14 protein-coding genes are annotated in these 20,651 nt (G+C 63.6%); 4 read left to right on the forward strand and 10 right to left on the reverse strand.

What is annotated here, in order from left to right; all coding sequences use genetic code 11:
• The first annotated feature begins 137 nt into the window (after nucleotides 1-137).
• Nucleotides 138-2,903, forward strand: a complete 2,766-nt coding sequence (locus SKP52_RS04740; RefSeq protein WP_039572325.1) for a TonB-dependent receptor plug domain-containing protein — start codon at nucleotides 138-140, stop codon at nucleotides 2,901-2,903.
• Between the two features lie 13 nt (nucleotides 2,904-2,916).
• Complete coding sequence (locus tag SKP52_RS04745; protein WP_039572327.1) at nucleotides 2,917-4,797, forward strand: CocE/NonD family hydrolase; 1,881 nt, start codon at nucleotides 2,917-2,919, stop codon at nucleotides 4,795-4,797.
• 57 nt (nucleotides 4,798-4,854) lie between these two features.
• On the opposite strand, the gene guaA is transcribed toward SKP52_RS04745, so the two are convergent.
• Nucleotides 4,855-6,456: a glutamine-hydrolyzing GMP synthase gene (gene guaA, locus SKP52_RS04750; protein WP_052207824.1), complete on the reverse strand. Its 1,602-nt coding sequence runs from the start codon at nucleotides 6,454-6,456 to the stop codon at nucleotides 4,855-4,857.
• Nucleotides 6,457-6,653: 197 nt separating this feature from the next.
• Between guaA and SKP52_RS04755 the strand changes: the two genes are divergently transcribed.
• Complete coding sequence (locus SKP52_RS04755; protein WP_039572329.1) at nucleotides 6,654-9,110, forward strand: TonB-dependent receptor; 2,457 nt, start codon at nucleotides 6,654-6,656, stop codon at nucleotides 9,108-9,110.
• On the opposite strand, the gene SKP52_RS04760 is transcribed toward SKP52_RS04755, so the two are convergent.
• The 6 genes from SKP52_RS04760 to SKP52_RS24500 form a co-directional block, all read right to left on the reverse strand.
• Nucleotides 9,107-10,156, reverse strand: coding sequence for a glycosyltransferase family 4 protein (locus tag SKP52_RS04760; protein ID WP_039572331.1), 1,050 nt, complete (start codon nucleotides 10,154-10,156; stop codon nucleotides 9,107-9,109). The two genes, SKP52_RS04755 and SKP52_RS04760, sit on opposite strands and share 4 nt — an antisense overlap.
• A gap of 13 nt (nucleotides 10,157-10,169) precedes the next feature.
• Complete coding sequence (locus SKP52_RS04765; protein WP_039572334.1) at nucleotides 10,170-11,051, reverse strand: UDP-2,3-diacylglucosamine diphosphatase; 882 nt, start codon at nucleotides 11,049-11,051, stop codon at nucleotides 10,170-10,172.
• 152 nt (nucleotides 11,052-11,203) lie between these two features.
• Nucleotides 11,204-12,637 (reverse strand): aldehyde dehydrogenase family protein, encoded by a 1,434-nt coding sequence (locus SKP52_RS04770; protein ID WP_039572337.1) that lies wholly within the window; start codon nucleotides 12,635-12,637, stop codon nucleotides 11,204-11,206.
• A 136-nt stretch (nucleotides 12,638-12,773) separates the two neighbouring features.
• Nucleotides 12,774-14,420 (reverse strand): acetolactate synthase large subunit, encoded by a 1,647-nt coding sequence (locus SKP52_RS04775; protein WP_039572341.1) that lies wholly within the window; start codon nucleotides 14,418-14,420, stop codon nucleotides 12,774-12,776.
• 182 nt (nucleotides 14,421-14,602) lie between these two features.
• Nucleotides 14,603-15,124, reverse strand: coding sequence for a hypothetical protein (locus SKP52_RS04780; protein WP_052207826.1), 522 nt, complete (start codon nucleotides 15,122-15,124; stop codon nucleotides 14,603-14,605).
• Complete coding sequence (locus tag SKP52_RS24500; RefSeq protein ID WP_148309027.1) at nucleotides 15,121-15,687, reverse strand: hypothetical protein; 567 nt, start codon at nucleotides 15,685-15,687, stop codon at nucleotides 15,121-15,123. The genes SKP52_RS04780 and SKP52_RS24500 overlap by 4 nt, the downstream gene beginning before the upstream one ends.
• A 123-nt stretch (nucleotides 15,688-15,810) precedes the next feature.
• Between SKP52_RS24500 and SKP52_RS04790 the strand changes: the two genes are divergently transcribed.
• On the forward strand, nucleotides 15,811-16,254 hold the full coding sequence (locus SKP52_RS04790; protein WP_228383822.1) for a hypothetical protein: 444 nt from the start codon (nucleotides 15,811-15,813) through the stop codon (nucleotides 16,252-16,254).
• Between the two features lie 74 nt (nucleotides 16,255-16,328).
• On the opposite strand, the gene cobT is transcribed toward SKP52_RS04790, so the two are convergent.
• The 3 genes from cobT to cobS form a co-directional block, all read right to left on the reverse strand.
• On the reverse strand, nucleotides 16,329-18,152 hold the full coding sequence (gene cobT, locus SKP52_RS04795; protein ID WP_039572344.1) for a cobaltochelatase subunit CobT: 1,824 nt from the start codon (nucleotides 18,150-18,152) through the stop codon (nucleotides 16,329-16,331).
• Nucleotides 18,153-18,385: 233 nt separating this feature from the next.
• Nucleotides 18,386-19,570: an alpha/beta hydrolase gene (locus SKP52_RS04800; protein WP_228383823.1), complete on the reverse strand. Its 1,185-nt coding sequence runs from the start codon at nucleotides 19,568-19,570 to the stop codon at nucleotides 18,386-18,388.
• A 5-nt stretch (nucleotides 19,571-19,575) separates the two neighbouring features.
• Complete coding sequence (cobS, locus tag SKP52_RS04805; protein ID WP_039579814.1) at nucleotides 19,576-20,565, reverse strand: cobaltochelatase subunit CobS; 990 nt, start codon at nucleotides 20,563-20,565, stop codon at nucleotides 19,576-19,578.
• Nucleotides 20,566-20,651: the final 86 nt, after the last annotated feature.

The following is a 20,651-nucleotide window of genomic DNA, read 5'->3' on the forward strand; positions in this document are numbered from 1 at the left end:
CAAACCCCTTGTCAATTATGGGCTTAATTTCTCACAAGAGAAATATATTGTCCTAAACAGGACATTGTGGCAGCTTCATTGCACGGGAAAACGGACGAGCCGCCATCGAGCGGCGCAAAACAAAGGGGCGGATTCACATGCGCAAGGATATTTACAGGCTCGGTTACACCCTCGCTCGCGGCAGCAGTGCTGCGGCGCTCGCAATCGGATTGTTCGTCGCCATGCCAGCCGCGGCCCAGGTGGCTACGGATACGGTCGCCGCCGATGGCGAAGAGATTCTCGTCACGGGGTCGCGCATCGCGCGCGCCGGTTTCGACCAGCCCACCCCCACGACGGTGATCGGTGAGGATGAATTGCGCCTTGGTGCGCGTCCGAACATCCAGCAGGTGCTGAACGACCTTCCGCAAATCCGCCCGACGACGACGCCGACCGTGTCGAACGGCAACACCTCGACCGGCACCGCGCCCGTCGACATGCGCGGTCTTGGTTCGAACCGCACGCTGGTGCTGCTCGACGGCCGCCGCTTCGTCGGCGAGGGCAATCTCAATTTCATCCCGACCAATCTGGTCGAGCGCGTCGAGGTCGTCACCGGCGGCGCATCGGCCGCCTGGGGCTCGGGCGCGGTCGCGGGCGTCGTCAACATCCTGCTCGACAAGGATTATGACGGCATTTCGGTTGGCGGCAATGTCGGCACGTCGTCGCGCGGCGACGGCTTCCGCTATGGGTTCGATGCGAAATTCGGCACCAGCTTCGCCGACGGGCGCGGCCATTTCATCATCGGCGGCGAATATGTCAAAGACCGCGGCGTGATCGACCGCAGCACGCGCCCGCAACTCAACAGCCCCGATTTCATCCCCTCGGGCACGGGGTCCGAACTGGTCCGCGACGTCAACTTCGGCAACGTCACGCTCGGCGGCCTCATCACCAGCGGCGTGCTCGCGGGGCAGACGTTCAACGCCGACGGCACGCTGCGCGCCTTCGATCGCGGCACGGGCGTCGGTGCAGCCGCCTTCCCGACCCGGATGGTCGGCGGCGCAGACGGCATCAATCTTTACGATACCATCCCCGTTTCTTCGCCCTTCGAGCGGCTGAGCACCTATGCCCGGCTGAGTTATGAGGTCGGCGATGCGACCTTTTGGGTCGACGCCAGCTATGCGCGCTCGCTGTCGAACGCGCCCTTCTTTGGCGATTATACGGTCGGCGGCGCGCTCGGCCTGCCGTACCTGACGATCCAGGCGAACAACCCCTATCTATCGACCGCGGTCCGCGATCAGCTCGCCGCCGCGGGCGAGACGAGCTTCACCTTCGGACGCTATTTCAACGACATATTGCAGCTGCAATTCCGCGGCGAGCGGACCAGCAAGGAAGGCGCGATCGGCGTCAACGGGACGTTCGGCAACGGCTTTCGGTATAAGGCCTGGTACAGCCATGGCGAGGTCGAAAGCGAGCAGAAGATGGGCAACTCGCGCCTTGTCCGGCAGTTCAACAATGCGATCAACGCGGTGTCGAGCGGCGGGCAAATCGTCTGCGGCATCAACGCCGACGCCGACCCGACCAACAACGATCCCGCCTGCCAGCCGCTCAATCCGTTCGGCGCCTTGAACGCGTCGCCCGAAGCGCGCGCCTATGTCACCGGCGCGCAGCAATCTTTCGGGACGAACAAGCTCGATTCGGTGGGCGGTGAAATTCAGGGCGATCTCTTCTCGCTGTGGGCTGGGCCGGTGACCGTTGCGGTCGGCGCCGAGGCGCGCTGGGAAGAACAAATCTCGTCGCGCGACGACTTCACGATCGCGAACGCCAGCAACTTCGGCATCCTCGTCTTCTCGACGCCCACCTCGGGCGGGTTCAATGTCAAGGAAGCGTTCGGCGAAGTCCTGTTCCCGCTGCTCAAACTCGAAAATGCGGTGGAGATCGATCTGAGCGGCGCGGCGCGCTATTCGGATTACAGCACCAGCGGCGGCATCTGGACGTGGAAAGCTGGCGGCACTGCCCGACTTTTCAATGACCTGCTGCTGCGGGCAACGCGGTCGCGCGACATTCGCTCGCCCGGCGTCGGCGAATTGTTCGCGCTCCGCTCGATCAATATCGGGCCGCTTAACGATCAGGACAGGGACGGGCGGGCCGCGGCGAACCCCGCCTATAACCCGCAACCGTCGACCGTGACGACATTCACCGGCGGCAACCCGAATCTCGTGCCTGAAGTGAGCTACACGACGGCAATCGGCGCAACCTATTCGCCGTCCTTCCTGCGTGGCTTCAGCGCGTCGGTCGACTATTACAAGATCAAGATCGACGGTGCGGTCACGGCGCTCAACGGATCGAACCTCACGCTCCTGTGTTCGCGCGGGGTCACCTCTGCTTGCGATGCCGTCACGCGCGATGCGACGGGGACGGTCACCCAGGTGGCGGCCACCCAGCAGAATATCGCTAGTTTTGAGACGAGCGGGCTCGACATGGAGGCGTCCTATGTCACCAGGCTGGCCGCCGGTGGCAGCATAAGGCTTCGCGCGCTCGCGACCTATGTCGACAAGCTGGTGTTCGATACCGGCGTTACCCGCGTCGAGACGGCGGGCGACGTGGGCGATTCGGTGCAGCGTGCGACGCCGAAGTGGCGCGGGACGCTCAGCGCAACCTATGAGGACGACAATGTCGGATTCGACATCCGCGCGCGCTATATCGACGGCGGCAATTTCGACCGGACGCGCACGACGCTGATCAACAACCGGATTTCGTCGCGGACCTATGTCGACCTTGGCGCGCGGTTCAAGATCGAGGATCGCTTCACATTGTTCGGCAATGTGAACAATCTGTTCGACCGCGATCCGCCGCTCGTCACCGTGAACAGCACGCTGTACGATGTCGTCGGACGCTACTTCACCGTCGGAGCGCGGGTCGATTTCTAAGCCGGCGGCGGGCATGCACAGAGGCTTGATCCGGTACAGCCTTGCGTTGCTGTTCGGCGTCGTTGCCGGGGGCGCGGCGATGGTTCAACCGGCGGCTAGTCCGCCGGCTGCCGTCGCCCCCAGCCTCTCGGAATATGAAGCGCAGGACGTGATGATTCCGATGCGCGACGGCGTCCTTCTGCACGCGCAGGTCTGGCGCCCGAAAGGCCATGTCGGGAAGCTCCCCATCCTGATGACGCGGTCGCCCTATGGCTTTACCAAGGCGCGCATCGACACCGGCCTCAGCAAGGCGGGGGGCTATGGCGAGCTGGCCGAGGACAAGTTCATCTTCGTCTTTCAGGACATTCGCGGCCGCTTCGGTTCCGAAGGCGAATTCGTAAATCTGCGGCCGCTCAAGAAGACCGCCGATGGCATCGACGAGGCGACCGACACCTATGACAGCATCGACTGGCTGGTAAAGAATCTGCCGGGCAACAATGGCAAGGTCGGTGTGTTCGGCGTGTCTTACGGCGGCTGGACGGCCGCAGTAGCGACGGTGAATCCGCACCCCGCATTGAAGGCGGTGACCTCGCAGGCGTCGCCCGAAGACATGTTCATCGGCGACGACTTCCTGCACAATGGCGCCTTCCGGCTCGACTACGCCTGGTCGTGGGTATCGGCGCTGGAGACCGACGGGCGGACGATGAAGGCGTTCGATTTCGGCACCGACGATGCCTATGACTGGTATCTGAAACAGTCGGACCTCGCCGACATGGATCGGCGGCTGCTCGGCCGTTCGATGCCCAGCTGGCAAAATTTCGTGTCGCATCCGAACTATGACAGCTTCTGGCGCGACAGCCGGACCTCGCACATGATGCCGGCAAAGGTTGCGGTCCCCAATCTGATTGTTGCCGGCTGGTGGGACCAGGAAGATTTTTACGGCCCCATGACGATCTACGCCAATCAGGAGAAAGGCGACGATCGCGGCCTGAACTATCTGGTCGTCGGGCCATGGAACCACGGCGGCTGGCGTGGCGAGGGCAGCAAATACGGCCCGTTCGAACTGGGCGGGCCGACGGGGCAGTGGTTTCGGACCTCGGTCGAGCTTCCCTGGTTTCGCTATTGGCTAAAGGGTGTCGGCAAGCTCGATCAGCCCGAAGCATTCGTCTTCCAGTCGGGCAGCAACAAGTGGCAGCGCCTTTCGCGCTGGCCCGCAGTCGAGGGCAAGCAGCGCAGCCTGTATCTGCATCCCGAAGGCAAGCTCTCCTTCGACGCGCCAAAGTCGCGCAAGGGCGCCAGTAGCTTCGTTTCGGATCCGGCGAACCCGGTCCCGTATCGCGACCGGGCGATACTGAAGCCGTTCATGCGGCCGGAATCGAACTGGTCGACCTGGATAGCCGACGACCAGGCGCCCTTTACGAAGCGCAAGGATGTATTGTTCTGGCAGACTGAGCCGCTGGCCGAGGATGTTACCGTCGCCGGCGACATCGAGGCGCGCCTGTTTGCCAGCACGACGGGCACCGACGCCGACTGGGTGGTCAAGCTGGTCGACATCTATCCATCCGACGCGGCGACGCCCGAGGATTTGCGCGGGCGGCAGCGGATGATCGCGAACGACGTGTTCCGCGGCCGCTTTCGCGCCAGCTATGAAAAGCCGGCGGCGATCAAGCCGGGCAAGGCGTTGGAATATAGGATCGACCTGCATTCGGCGTCGCATGTGTTTCGAAAAGGGCACCGTATCGGCGTGCAGGTGCAAAGCAGCTGGTTCCCGCTGATCGACCGCAACCCGCAGACCTTCGTACCCAATATCCTGAAAGCCAAACCAGGGGACTATCGCGCGCAGACGCATTCGGTCTTCTACTCGCGCGATTTCCCCTCCTCGATCTCTATGTCCGTCGTGCCCGACGCGAAGTAATCATCTGTTCGTTGTCGGCTTTCGCATTTTCGGATTCGAAAGCGGACAGCGGAGCTGTTACTCCCACTCGATCGTTCCCGGCGGCTTCGAAGTATAGTCGTACACCACGCGGTTGATGCCTTGGACCTCGTTGATGATGCGCGTCGCGCAGCGGCTGAGGAAGCTCGCGTCGAAGGGATAGATGTCGGCGGTCATGCCGTCAGTCGAGGTGACCGCGCGTAGCGCGCAGACATGGTCATAGGTGCGCCCGTCGCCCATCACGCCGACGGTCTTGACGGGCAGCAGGACGGCGAACGCCTGCCAGATCGCATCATACAGCCCCGCGTTGCGGATCTCTTCGAGATAGACGGCGTCGGCCTTGCGCAGGATGTCGCAGCGATCCTTGCTGACCTCCCCCGGGATGCGGATCGCGAGGCCGGGGCCGGGGAACGGATGGCGGCCGACGAAGATGTCGGGGAGCCCCAGCTCCTTGCCGAGCAGGCGGACCTCGTCCTTGAACAGCTCGCGCAGCGGCTCGACCAGCTTCATGTTCATGCGTTCGGGCAGGCCACCGACATTGTGATGGCTCTTGATCGTGACGCTCGGCCCGCCGGTGAACGAAACCGATTCGATCACGTCGGGATAAAGCGTGCCCTGCGCGAGGAAGTCGGCGCCGCCAATCTTCTTCGCTTCTTCCTCGAACACATTGATGAATTCGGCGCCGATGAACTTGCGCTTCTTTTCGGGGTCGGTGAGGCCCGCAAGGCCGCTCATGAAGCGCTCCTCGGCGTCGACGACAACGAGCGGGATGTTGTAATGGTCGCGGAACAGGCGCTCGACCTGCTCGCGCTCATTCATGCGCAGCAGGCCATGGTCGACGAAGACGCAGGTGAGCTGTTCGCCGATCGCTTCGTGGATCAGCACCGCGGCGACCGCGCTGTCGACGCCGCCCGACAGGCCGCAAAGCACACGCTGGTCGCCGACCTGTGCGCGGATTTCCGCGATCTTGGTGGCGCGGAATTCCGCCATCGTCCATTCGCCGCTACAGCCGCAGACGTGGCGGACGAAGTTGGCGATCAGCTTCGCGCCGTCGGGGGTGTGGACGACCTCAGGGTGGAACTGCGTGCCGTAATAGCGGCGCTCGTCGTCGGCGATGAGCGCGAAGGGGGCGCCGTCGCTGATCGCGACGATGCGAAAGCCCGGGGCAAACTGCGTGACGCGGTCGCCGTGGCTCATCCACACCTGGTGACGCTCGCCAACCTCCCACAGGCCGTCGAACAAGACGCAGGGTTCGGTGACGGTCAGGAAGGCGCGGCCGAATTCGCCGTCGCGTTCGCCATCGGCGCCGCCCGGCTCGACCTGTCCGCCGAGCTGCTGGCTCATCACCTGCTGGCCGTAACAGATGCCAAGGATCGGTACGCCGCTGTCAAAGATCGATTGCGGCGCGCGCGGGCTGCCGGCGGCGGGAACCGATGCGGGCGAGCCCGACAGGATCACGCCCTTGGGCTTCATCCGTTCGAGCGCGGCCTCGGCAGCGCTGAACGGGACGATCTCGCTATACACGCCGGCCTCGCGGACGCGGCGGGCGATGAGCTGGGTCACCTGGCTGCCGAAATCGACGATCAGGATGGATTCGCCAATATCGGCTTTTGGGGCGGCGGAGGAGTTGGGAGTCGGCATGGGTGGCCGATAAGGGTGAAGGCCCATGCTGTCCAGCGGTCGATATCGACTGCCCGTCGAACCGGCATGGCCCCGACACATTGTTGCGACAATTGCGCGACATAGATGAACCGCGAACAAAGCGCGGCGTCATCGAGCGTTAAGCGCGCCCGTGCGAAGAAAAAACCAAGATAGAAAAGAAACAAAGGTTCTCCCCAATGAATAACATCCGCCTGTCCATTTCCGCACGCGCCGCCCTGCTCGCCGCAGGCGCCTCGTTCGCGCTGCCAGCGATGGCCGAGGCGCCGATCGGCCCGCCTGCGACCGCTGCGGTGGCCGAACAGCCTGCCGAGGCTGCCCCCGCTGCGCCCGAAACGGTCGAAGATGCCTATGACGATTATAGCGAGGACGAGATCATCGTCACCGCGCCGCGCCTGGCGGGCCAGCTTGACACTGAAATCAAGGCCGAGGCCGAACTCGATGAAGCGGCGATCGCCAGCTACGGCGTGTCGAACGTCTCCGAACTGCTCGACGCGCTCGCGCCGCAGACGCGCTCGGGCCGCGGGCGCGGCGGCGGGCGGCCGATCATCCTGGTCAATGGCCGCCGCATTGGCGGCTTCGGCGAGGTGCGCAACCTGCCCCCCGAGGCGATCGCCAAGGTCGAGGTCTTTCCCGAGGAAGTCGCGCTGCAATATGGCTATTCGGCCGACGAGCGCGTCGTCAACCTGGTGCTCAAGCCCAATTTCCGGCAGGTTTCGGTCGAGGCCGAGGGCGGCATTCCAACGCAGGGCGGCCGCTTTCAGGGCGAGATCGAGCCAAGCTTTCTCGCGATTACCGACAATGGCCGGGTCAACATTAACGCGGGCTGGGAAAGCAAGTCGATGCTGCTCGAAAGCGAGCGGAACCTCGATTATCGCGGCGATGCGGCCCAGGCGGCCGAAGCGCCCGCGCGCAGCCTGCTCGGCGCATCCGACGAATATCGCATCGACGCGACGATCCAGCGCAGCCTGAACAAGGTCACCGACGCGTCGGTCAATGTGCGCTGGGACCAGACCGATACGCTGTCCCTGCTCGGCCCTGGGCTTGCCGGCGTGGGCGATCCGCTCGAACGCGACAGCCGCGCGCGCAACCTCACCACGACCGCCAGCGTCAACGGGATGCTCGGCGACTGGCGCTGGTCGGTGTCGGGTAATTATGCCGATGCCGATCAGCTTACTTTCACCGACCGGATGATTACGCCGACCGGCGGCGGTGCCCGCTTCGAAACCACCGACCGCTTCGACAGCAGCCAGCAGACGTTCGGCGCCAACGCCAATCTGTCGGGCACCGTGACCGAGGGCTGGGCCGGCCCCATCCGTCTGTCGATGACGGGCAGCTATTCGGGGCTGCGTTTCGACAGCCGTTCGGACCGTTCGGGCGATATCGTCACGACCGACCTCGCGCGCGACCTGCCGAGCGTGTTCGGATCGCTGACCGTGCCGCTGCTTGATCCCGAATATGAGGTCGGCAATATCGGCCGCGTCTCACTGACGTTGAGCGGGCAGGTAGCGAATCCCAGCGACTTTGAATCGCTCAAAAGCTGGGGCGCGAACCTCAACTGGGGCGTGACCGACAATCTCTCGCTGATCGCCAGCTTCAACAATGACGAGGCGGCGCCCGGTATCCAGCAGCTCGGCGCCGCGCCGCTGACGACCGATGGGGTCACCTATTATGATTTCAGGACCGGCCAGACGGTTCAGATCAGCACGACCACCGGCGGCAATCCTTTTCTGCTCGCCGAACAGCGCCGCGACTTGAAGCTGGGGCTGAACTGGTCGCCGCCGATGGTCGAGGGGCTGCGGCTTTCGGTCAATTACAACCGCAACAAAAGCTATGACACGGCGAACAGCCTGCCGCTGCTGACCCCCGAGATCGAAGCGGCGTTCCCCGATCGCGTCACACGCGATGCCAACGGCGTGTTGCTGGCTATCGACCAACGCCCGGTGAATTTTGACCAGTCCGAAAATTCGCAGATCCGCTGGGGCCTCAATTTCGGCAAGAGCTTCGGCCAGCAGGAACAGCGTGGCCCCGGCGCGGGTCGTTCCGATGGAGCGGATGGCGAAGGCGCCAGCCCTCGCGGGCCCGGCGGCGGCGGGCCGCGCGCCGGTGGTCGTGGTGGACGCGGCGGTGGTCCCGGCATGTTTGGCCGTGGGCCGCAGGGCGGGCGCTGGCAGGTGTCGCTTTATCACACGATCAAGCTGACCGATAAAATACTGATCCGTCCGGGCGTGCCCGAACTCGACTTGTTGAACGGGTCTGCGACGGGCAGCGGTGGCGGCAGCAACCGCCACCTGTTCGAACTCGACGGCGGGCTGTTCCACAACGGCATGGGCGTGCGGCTCAGCGCAAAATATGACAGTGGCAGCACGGTGACGGGCGGCACCGCGGGCGACCTGAAGTTCGGCGATCTTGCGACCTTCAACCTGCGCTTCTTCGTCGACCTGAACCAGAAGGCGAAGCTGACCGAGAAGCTGCCTTTCCTCAAGGGATCGCGCCTGCGCCTGTCGGTCGACAATGTCTTCGATGCGCAGCGTAAGATCACCGACGCCAACGGCATCGTGCCGCTCAATTACCAGCCAGGCTATATCGACCCCCTGGGCCGCTATATCGAGCTGGAGTGGCGCAAGACCTTCTAGGCGGCGACCCGCGCGTCGGCGATCGCTTCGCGTGGCGGTTCGGAGGGAACAAAAGTCAGCGCCTTCGCAAATTGCGCGGTGCAGCTAGCCCAGCTGTACCGTGCGCCAAGCGCTTCGGCGTCGGTGCGGTCGCAGGCGAGCGCCATGTCGATCGCGCGGCCGAGATCCTCGTCGAGCGCGCCCGCGCCGCCCGTCACAATGTCGCCCGGACCCGGCACCGGAAAGGCGGCCACCGGCGTTCCGCAACTCATCGCCTCGATGATGACAAGGCCGAAGGTATCGGTACGGCTGGGAAAGACAAACACGTCGGCGCCTGAATAGGCCGAGGCGAGCGCTTCGCCGCCTAGCTTGCCGAGAAACAAGGCGTCCAGATGCTGCGCCTTGAGCTCGGCGAGCGCGGGGCCTTCGCCGACGATGACTTTCGTGCCCGGCCGGTCGGTGGCCAGAAACGCGCCGATATTCTTCTCGACCGCAACGCGGCCGACATATAGCTGGATCGGCCGCGCCAGCCCCGCATAGGCCGGGTGTGGCGTGCGATCGGCGCGGAACAGCGCGTGATCGACCCCTCGCTCCCACATCATCGTCTGCGCAAGACCCTGCTCGGCCAGTTCGCGCGCGAGGCTGCGCGTCGCGACCATGATGTGCCGCGCCGGACGATGGAACCAGCGGATGAAGCGCCATACGAACGCGGGCGACACGGGCAGCCGTGCCGCGACATATTCGGGAAAACGCGTGTGATAAGCGGTGGTAAAGGGAAAATTGTTCGTGAGGCACCAGCGCCGCGCCGCCATGCCGAGCGGGCCTTCGGTCGAGATGTGGATCGCCTGTGGGCCGAACGCGCGAATATGGCGTCCAACCTTGCGTCGCCCTGCCAGCGCGAGCCGGATTTCCGGATAGGAGGGACAGGGGATCGATCGGAACAGGTCGGGCGAAATAACCCCGACCTCATGCCCCGCGGCGTGCAATTCGGCGACCGTCGCCTGCAGCGTGCGGACGACGCCGTTGACCTGCGGCTCCCACGCGTCGGTGACGATCAGGATCCTCATGCGGCCGCGTCCTTTATGCTGCACGCGCCGGAGCGGGCAGTTTCAGCGGCGTCGGCGCGCTGCGGCTGGCGACCTCGTCGGCCCAATGCAATATCTCCATCGTGCCGTCATGATGTTCGACCAGCGCGGTGCAGCCTTCGACCCAGTCGCCGTCGTTATAATATTCGGTGCCCTCGATCTCGCGCATCTCGGCGCTGTGGATATGCCCGCACACCACCCCATCGACCCCGCGCGAGCGCGCGGCGTGAGCGACGACTTCCTCGTACCGGCCTATGAACTGGACGGCGTTCTTGACCTTGTGCTTGGCGACCATCGACAGCGACCAATAAGGCAAGCCGAACGCGCTGCGAACGCGGTTCACCACCACATTGCACTTCATCAGCGCGGTGTAAGCGGCGTCGCCGACGAAGGCGAGCCAGCGGTGCGCCAGCATCACCGCGTCGAACTCGTCGCCATGAACGACCAGCAATTTTCGGCCGTCGGCGGTTTCATGGATCGCCTCGCGGCGGATCTCGACCCCGCCGAAATCGAAGCCGTCAAACGGCTTGCACATTTCGTCATGGTTGCCGGGGACATAGACGACGCGCGTGCCGCGCTTGGCGCGCTTGAGCACGCGCCACACGACGTCATTATGCTCGGGCGGCCAGAAATGACGCTTCTTGAGCCGCCAGCCGTCGATGATGTCGCCGACAAGGTACAGCGTCTCGCAATCGACATGGTCGAAGAAGTCGATCAGCATCGCAGCGTTGCACCCGCGGGTGCCGAGATGGATGTCGCTGACCCACACGGTGCGGTAGCTCCGCCGCTCGCCGATCACGCGTTCGGGAATATGCGGGTCGGTGGTGAACGGGTCGGGAAAACGCGCGGGGATGGGCAGGGTCGAAATCGTGGCCATGTCACACTCCGTAAGCAGCCTCTGGCTGCCCACGGCCTAGACAGGAGTTTTGTTACAGCGTGCGAATCAAAGCCGCGACAGTTTGAAGAAAGTTCAGCGGCAGCTTTGTGACGTTGCCTATTTGACACATGTTCGTGTTAACCATGATCCAATCAGGTTCGCCGGATCACCAGGTTCCTGATTTCGCTCATATCTTCCATGGCAAAGCGCACGCCTTCGCGACCGAGGCCGCTGTCCTTCACCCCGCCATAGGGCATGTTGTCGACGCGGTAACTCGACACATCGTTGACGACGATGCCGCCGACGTCGAGATGATCCCACGCGTCGAGAACTTTGTGCAGGTCGCGGGTAAAGAGGCCGGCCTGTAGCCCGAATTTGCTGTCATTAACCTCGGAGAGCGCCGCCTCCCACTCGGTGAATTTCGACAGGATGACGACGGGGCCGAACGCTTCTTCGCGCACAACGTCGGTGTCGCCAGGGACGTTCTCCAGCAGCGTCGCCTCCATCATGTTCCCCGCGCAGCCGCCGCCCGCGAGCAAGGTCGCGCCCGCGGCGACCGCATCGTCGATCCAGCTTTTCAACCGCTGGGCTTCCTTCTCGGAAATCATCGGCCCGATAAAGGTATCGCGCATCTTGGGATCGCCCGATTTCAACGTCTTGACCTTCGCCGCGAACATGTCGCGGAAGCGGTCGTAGATATCCTCATGGATGATCGCGCGCTGGACGTGGATGCAGCTCTGCCCCGACTGATAATAACCGCCGAAGATGATCCGCGCGAGCGCATGGTCGAGGTCTGCGTCCTTGTCGACGACGACCGCGGCGTTACCGCCGAGTTCGAGCACGACCTTTTTCTTGCCCGCCTTCGCCTTCAGCTCCCAGCCGACGCCCGGCGAACCGGTGAAAGACAAAAGCTTAAGCCGCTCATCGGTGGTGAACAGGTCGGCGCCGTCGCGGCTCGCGGGCAATATGCTGAACGCGCCCTCGGGCAATATGTCGCATTCGGCGAGCACCTCGCCCATGATGATCGCGCCGAGCGGCGTCAGCGAAGCGGGCTTCATCACGAACGAACAGCCCATCGCAATCGCCGGCGCGATCTTGTGCGCCGCGAGGTTGAGCGGGAAATTGAACGGCGAGATGAAGCTGCACGGCCCGATCGGCACGCGCTTCCATATTCCCATATAGCCCTTCGCGCGCGCCGAAATGTCGAGCGGCTGGACCTCGCCATAATTACGCGTCGCTTCCTCGGCGGCGATGCGAAAGGTATCGATCAGGCGCGTGACCTCGCCCTCGCTGTCGGCGATCGGCTTGCCCGCCTCGACGCACAGCGCATAGGCCAGTTCGTCGAACCGCTCCTGAAAACGTGCAACGCAGTGGCTCAGCACGTCGCGTTTTTCATAACTCGCCAGCCGCGCCATCGGCTCTGCAGCGCGCACGGCGCCCGCAATCGCCTCGTCGATGACGTCGGGGGTCGCGAGCGCGGTGCGAAACGCGACCTCGCCGGTGAATTTGTCGATCACCTTGAGGTCGGTGTTCGGCTGCACCGCCTTGTTGTTAAGATAGAGCGGATAGACGTCTTTGAGTTTCATGCGCTTACTCCCCCCTCCCGCTTGCGGGAGGGGTCAGGGGTGGGCCAGCAACGGTGCGGTATTCCCACCCCGCTGCGACTAGCGAGCAAGCTCGCAAGTCTCGCTGCCCCTCCCGCTTGCGGGAGGGGAGTTAACGTTACAACTCCTTCGACAACCGTTTGATATCATTATTCAAAATCTGGTCATTCTCCGAATAATCGACGGGGCAGTCGATCAAATGCACCCCCGGAGTATCGCGCGTATGCGCGAGCAGTTCCTTCAGATGCGCCGCGCTTTCGACCCGATGCCCATGCGCGCCATAAGCCTCCGCATATTTGACGAAATCGGGGTTGCCATAGGTCAGCCCCCAATCCTTAAAGCCCATATTCGCCTGTTTCCAGCGGATCATCCCATAGCTGTTGTCGTTGAGGATCAGCACGGTGATGTTGAGCCCGAGCCGGACCGCGGTTTCCATTTCCTGGCTGTTCATCATGAAACCGCCGTCGCCGCAGATCGCCATGACCTTGCGGTTCGGATAGAGCATCGCCGACATCATTGCCGACGGCAGCCCCGCGCCCATCGTCGCGAGCGCATTGTCGAGCAGCACGGTATTCGGCTTGCACGCCGTATACCCCCGCGCGAACCAGATCTTGTAGACGCCGTTGTCGAGGCAGATGATCCCGTCGTCGGGCATCGCATCGCGCACCGATTGCACCAGATGCGGCGGAAAGATCGGGAAGCGTTCGTCTTTGGCCAGCGGCGCGGTGTGATCGACCTCGCCCTGGCGATAGGCGAGCAGATGATCGAATTTCCAGCCGCCGTTGGGGACGATGTCCTCCTTCATCTGCCACACGGCATTTGCGATATCGCCGATCACCTCGATATCGGGGAAATAGACCGGATCGACCTCGGCGGTCTTGGTCGACACATGGATGACGGTCGGCCCGCCACGCTGCATGAAAAAGGGCGGCTTTTCGATCACGTCGTGGCCAAGGTTGACGATACAGTCCGATGCCTCGACCGCGCGATGGACGAAATCGCCCGAAGACAGCGCCGCGCAGCCGAGGAATTTCGGGTGCCGCTCGTCGATCACGCCCTTGCCGAGCTGCGTCGTCAGAAAGGGGATGCCGGTCTTTTCGATGAACTGCAACAGCATGCGGCTGGTCATGGTGCGGTTCGCGCCTGCGCCGATGACGAGCACCGGCGAGGTTGCTTTCTCAAGCGCCTTCACCGCCTCGCGGATAGACTTCACATCGGCGGTCGGCCGACGCACATGGCTGCGCTTCAGCGGCAGGCTGTCGGTATGCTCGTCGGCAATATCCTCGGGCAGCTCGATGTGGACCGCGCCAGGCTTTTCCTCTTCGGCGAGGCGGAAGGCTTCGCGCACGCGGCTCGGGATATTGTCCGACGACGCCATCTGGTGGGTGAATTTGGTGATCGGTCCCATCATCGCGACGACGTCGAGGATCTGGAAGCGGCCCTGCTTCGATTTCTTGATCGGCTTCTGGCCGGTAATCATCATCATCGGCATGCCGCCGAGCTGCGCATAAGCCGCCGCGGTGACGAAATTGGTTGCGCCGGGACCCAATGTCGCGAGGCACACACCGGTCTTACCAGTATGGCGGCCATAGGTAGCGGCCATGAAGCCCGCTCCCTGCTCGTGCCGCGTCAGGATCAGCTTGATCTTGGTCGAGCGCGAAAGGCTGTCGAGGAAATCGAGATTCTCTTCGCCCGGAACGCCGAAAATATATTCGACGCCTTCTTCTTCCAGACATTCGATGAACAGGTCGGATGCTTTTTTCATGTGTCAGTCGCCCCCTCAGCCGCGCACCCTATCGGTGCGGCCCCAAGTCATGCCGGCGACCCCTCAGCATCATGTCGTTGCAGCGGCTCTCGTCGTCAGGCCGCGAGTCCCTGCTGCATCGGGAAGAGTTTGTAACGACGGGGGAAGGCGTTGTCACCCTGCGCGGGGCAGGGCACCTCCGCTCAGCGCCGGCCGATCCACACGTCGCGGTCGAGACGACCCGAAACTTCGGCTCCGGCCGGGATTTCTGCGCTGCGGCCCGTGGCGACGAAGGGCAGGGCTAAAAAGGCAGCGGCTGTTGCCGCGGTGTCGCCTGCGTCTTTTTTGCCACGCGCCTCGATCGTTCCGCTCACCCGCAGCGGTCCGCCGGGCAGTTCAGCGTATAGCAATTGCACGTCGAGCTTGCCCGAGCGTCCGAAGGCACCGCGCTTTTCCGCGCGCGTCAGCTGGGCAACGACGACGGTGTCGGCCGGGATCGCGGTCGCGCCGTCGACGATCACGGGCGCGGCGACTTTAAGGTAGATAAGATCACCTTTTACATTCTTTCTGGTCGAGATGGCATCGCGGGTAACGAGCTCGATGAGGGTGCCCGACGGAAGCAGCAGGCGCGCCGGTGCGGTAGCGGGGGTAACAGGCTCGTCGGCAGCGGCCGGACATGCCAAGGCCAGTCCGATGGCAGCCAGAAAGGCTGCGCCGGCCCTCATGGCGCCGACGGTTTCGGGCGCGGAATCTCGGTGTCCCCTTCGACGAATCCGGTCATCAGTTCGCCGGCCTTGATCTTCGCATTATTGCCTTTGGCGAACAGGCCGAGCGGGCCAAGCGCGAGGACGCCGAGCGCGGTCTCGGCACCGCCACCCGCGCCTTTGGCCTGGTTGTTGCCGCCGATCGGCACATGATATCCCTCGACGTCGACATAGAGAAGCCGCGCCTCCAGCGATCCCGACTTGCCCGCGTTGCCGCTTTTCTTCGCGGCGAGCACCTCGCCCCATGCGGTCGTGCCGACGGGCAGCGCAAGGACACCGTCGACAAAGACGGGCTTGTCGACGCGCAGCCTGAATCGATGCCCTTGGGTGTGCGTCTTCGTCGTCACTTCCGACACCACCATGAAATGGACGGGCGTATCGCGTTTCAGGACCAGCGGCGCGATTGCCGGCTCGACGCTGTTTGGTGAGGGGGGCTCAGCCGCGCTCTTTGTTTCGGCGGCTGCCGCGGACTGTGTCGATGCCGCAAGCAATACGGCTGCTGCCGCGCCAAATATCAATGCCATTGCCTGCCCCCTGCTACCCCGTGCCAGATAGGCCATGAATAGGCGAAGTTGCCAAGGCAGAATCTTGTTGACCAGACTGAAAAGTGGGGAGAGTTGTTGCGAACCTACAAGGGGGAGCAGACAATGAAATCCAATAAATTGATTGCCGTCGTCGGCATCGCCGCGATGGCGATTTCCGTGCCCGCGATGGCAAAGAAAAAGGACGTTTCTTATGTGATGGTCAACGAGGAAATGGGCGTGCCCGTCTTCCCTTATGATATCACCGACAAGCCATATAAGATCGTCGGCGTGGTGACGGCCGGCGTGCGGAAGGCGACGATTTTCAGCAAGGAGCCGTCGCAGCAGAAGATTTATAACGAAATCTGGGAGCGTGGAGAAAAGCTGGGCGCCGACGCCGTGATCGGTGCGAAATATGGCGATAGCCATATCACCGCGCTTAGCTGGGGGAATACGAAAGCGGGCGGCGTCGCGATCAAATTCCTGACCGAAGCGGAGGTCGCGGCCGGAGCCAAGGGCGATACGCTCGAAGGGTTCGATCCCGAGGCTTGGACCGGCAAGACGAAGTAACCCGCAAAATCAGTCATCCCGGCGAAGGCCGGGATGACCCGTTGAGCCAGCGCATGGGTTGGCCGCTGGTCGGCTCAATCCACGTCGAACAACCCCGCCAATTGCTCGACCATCGTGCCGCCCAATTGCTCGGCATCCATGATCGTCACCGCGCGGCTGTAATAGCGCGTGACGTCGTGCCCGATGCCGATCGCGCAGAGCTCGACCGGCGAGCGGTTCTCGATCCAGTCGATGACCTGGCGCAGATGCTGGTCGAGATAGGCGCCGTGGTTGACGGACAGCGTGCTGTCGTCGACCGGCGCGCCGTCCGAAATCACCATCAATATCTTGCGTTCCTCGGGGCGGCCGATGATGCGGCTGTGCGCCCATGTCAGCGCCTCGCCGTCGATATTTTCCTTGAGCAGCCCTTCGCGCATCATCAGCCCCAGCGACTTGCGCGCGCGGCGATAGGGTTCGTCGGCGGGCTTGTAGATGATGTGGCGGAGATCATTGAGGCGGCCGGGATGCGCCGGGCGCCCCGCGGCGAGCCAGTCTTCGCGGCTCTGCCCGCCTTTCCACGTCCGCGTCGTGAAGCCCAGAATCTCGGTCTTGACGCCGCAGCGTTCGAGCGTGCGCGCGAGGATGTCGGCGCTGATCGCGGCGATGCTGATCGGCCGCCCGCGCATCGATCCGCTGTTGTCGATCAGCAGGGTGACGACGGTGTCGCGGAAATCGGTATCGCGCTCGACCTTGTAGCTGAGCGACTGGCCGGGCGAGACGATCACGCGCGCGAGCCGCGCGGCGTCGAGCTGGCCTTCTTCCTGATCGAAATCCCACGCGCGGTTTTGCTGCGCCATAAGGCGGCGCTGGAGGCGGTTGGCGAGTTTGGTCACCGCGCCCTGCAAATGCTGCATCTGCGTATCGAGATAGGCGCGCAGCCGCGTCAGCTCGTCGGCATCGCACAGTTCGGTCGCAAGGATGATTTCGTCATGCTTTTCGGTGAAGCGCAGATAGTTGAAATCGGGAATGTCGCTCGGCAGGCGGTTGGGGCGCACGGGCAGCATGCCCTCGTCGCCTTCGCCGCCCATTTCGGGTTCGCCGTCGGCTTCCATTTCCTGCGCGTCGGGGTCGCTGTCGCCGTCGTCGGCCTGATCGCCGGCCATTTCGGCGCGCGCATCAACCTGCGATTCGCCGGCGCCGCCGTCTTCGCTTTCCTGCTCTTCCTGGCTTTCTTCGGCTTCGCTCTCGTCCTGCTCGCCGCCGTCTTCGGCGCCTTCCTCCAGCGGCTCGTCGCTCTGGATGAGGTCGAGGTGGCGGAGCGCCAGCTTTGCGGTTTCGGCAAACGCCGTCTGGTCGTCGAGCAGCATCGACAGCGCGGTCAGGTCGCCGCCGGCCTCGCTGGTGATCCATTCGCGCACCAGCGACAGGCCGGTCTCGGTTCCCTGCGGCGCGCGGTCGCCGGTCAGCGCTTCGCGCAGCATCAGCTCGAGCGCGCTCGAAATCGGCACATCTTCGCGGCTTTGCGCCCGGCTGATCGGGTCGCTGCGCATCCGCATCGCCAGGCTGGAGGCGAGGTTGCCGCGCATCCCGTCCATGTGACGCGCGCCCAAGGCTTCGATCCGCGCGCGCTCCATCGCGTCGAACGCGGCGGCGGCGAGCGGCTCGGAAGGGCGCGCCGCAGCGTGCAATTTCTCGCTGTGATGCTTCATCCGCAAAGCGTAGGAGTCGGCAAAGCCGCGCGCCTCGGCGACCTGATCGGCGGGCAGGGTACGCGACGGAGTCGGCACCTTGATCGCCTTGCCGATCTGCGCGGGCGCATCGGCGGTAAAGCCGACCTCGACCTCGGCATCGCGGGTCACCGCGCGCGCAACGCTCGACAGCGCCGCCTTGAAATCGTCGAGGGGAGATTGGGTGGACATTTCGAGTCGGCTCTAACCAGCTTTTGCCGTCGAAGGAAGAGAGTGACGCGGTGCTCCTTTCAATCCTCGCCCCGGACTTGATCCAGGACCATTCCGCCGGTGATGTGATGCACCCTGCGGCGGGACTGGATCGCGCTCGCGATGTTCCTGACTGTGGTGGCGGGCGGGCTTTGGCTGCGGAACGGCGAGGTGCCGGTCGTCTGGCGCCCCGATGTGGCGATCATGTGCGGCTTTTAGGGGGCGGATACCTCGGGAATACGGTTGCATATCGCCGCATCGTCGGGCTTCGGGTCCGCCGGATCGGGGAGCAGACGGAACACATGCGCGAACTGCGTCGCCGTGCGCTCGGGCCGCGTGCGCTTTCCCTGGACGACATCGACGAAATCGCGGCACGCCACCGCGCTGCGCAGGAAATTGCTATGTCCCGTGGTTGTCCGCGACACATCGGTGGTGTCGATCACGGTCAATCCCGGCACTGCCGCGGTATAGCAACGAACCGGAAGACCCTTGGCTTTCAGGTCGGCGGCTTCGAACGGGTTGAAGCAATAGGGCGAACCGAGGCGCGGATAACCGTGCAGCGCGCGCGACGCCGCGAGGGCCTTGTCGGCGTGCGACACGTAAACGGTGATCCGCCGATTGTTCGCAACACGACGCGCCGCCAGCACTTCTTCCTCGATATCGCGCTCGAAGGTTTCGCGATCGATGTCGGGCGAGGCCAGGATCACATTCGAAATATTGCTGCTGTCGGCGCTGCTCGAGGTGCGGTCGACATAGGATATCGCCGGGATGACCAGCCGCGCGCCCAGCGAGTGCGACACGATAACGATCTCCTTGACCCACGGCCGTTCGGCCAGCGTTTTCAGGAAGTCGCGGAAATTGCGGACGTCGTGATACATGTTGGTTTCGTCGACGGCATAGCTCAGCACTTCGCCCTGCGACGGCCAGCTATATTCGATCACCGGACCGACGAAGCCCGTCATCCGAGCGATCTGCGCCGCATCTTTCGACGTCGTCTCGAACGTCTCGCGATAACCGTGGACATAGAGCAGGACGCGGCCTTGTCTTTTGTCGGTTTCGGCCTGCAGCGCCTTCCACCAGTCGCCCGATTCCTGGAACGCCATCGGGGTGCGCAATGTTTTCTTCTTGCCGACATCGATTTCGCGCGGCGCCGAAAAATGGCCATAGCGGATCTTGTCGCCGCGATGCCGGAGCAAAACGATGTTGTCGGTCCGGCAGTCGGGCAGGCGGCTCGTCGCGAAGAAATAAGGCAGCGCCGCGATGTCGACCGCCGCGCCAGGCTGCGCGGTGCAGCGCGGGTCGGCGACATAGTCGGCGTGACGGACCGGGCCATAATCGACCGCCGCGATGCTGCACCCTGACAGGGCCAATGCCGCGCATGCCATTGGCAGGCGGCGCATCGGCATCACTTGCCGACCACGCTTTCGGGCAGGTCTTCGCCGAACACGCGCTGATAATATTCGGCGACGATCATCCGCTCGGCCTCGTCGCATTTGTTGAGGAACGAGAGGCGGAAGGCAAAGCCGATATTGTTGAAGATCGCGGTGTTCTGCGCCCAGCTGATCACCGTGCGCGGCGACATCACGGTCGAGATATCGCCGCCGATGAAGCCCTGGCGCGTCAGGTCGGCGACCTTGACCATATTGGCAACGGTCGTCTCGTCGGTGTTCGGCACCTTGGCGAGGATGATCGCGCTTTCGGTCGCCGCGGGCAGATAGTTCAGCGTGACGACGATGTTCCAGCGGTCCATCTGGCCCTGGTTGATCTGCTGCGTGCCATGATACAGCCCGCTCGTATCGCCAAGCCCGACGGTGTTCGCGGTCGAGAACAGGCGGAAATAGGGGTTCGGGCGGATCACGCGGTTCTGGTCGAGCAGGGTCAGCTTGCCCTCGGTCTCCAGCACCCGCTGGATCACGAACATCACGTCGGGGCGGCCGGCATCATATTCGTCGAAGACGAGCGCGGTCGGCGTCTGCAGCGCCCAGGGGAGCAGCCCTTCGCGAAATTCGGTCACCTGCTGGCCATCGCGCAGCACGATCGCATCGCGGCCGACAAGGTCGATACGGCTGATATGCGCGTCGAGGTTGACGCGAATGCACGGCCATTTGAGGCGCGCCGCGACCTGTTCGATATGCGTCGACTTGCCGGTGCCGTGATAGCCCTGCACCATCACGCGGCGGTTGTATTTGAAGCCCGCGAGGATCGCGAGCGTCGTGTCGCCATCGAAGACGTAAGCGGGATCGAGGTCGGGAACGCGCTCATCGGCCTCGCTGAATGCGGGGACTTTCATGTCGATATCGACACCGAACAGCTCGCGCGCATCGACCTCGACGTCGGGCGCCGAAAGGAGCGTCGAGCCGTGGTGGTCGGGAAGGCTGTTCGGGATATCGGTCATGTCTTCGGTCGCTTTCAAGTCTTCCAAACCTTCTCCCTTGAGGGGAGAGGGAAGAGTCGCTAGCGCGGTATCGTCATGGGTTGCGG

This window comes from Sphingopyxis fribergensis (assembly GCF_000803645.1).
GTDB lineage: Bacteria > Pseudomonadota > Alphaproteobacteria > Sphingomonadales > Sphingomonadaceae > Sphingopyxis > Sphingopyxis fribergensis.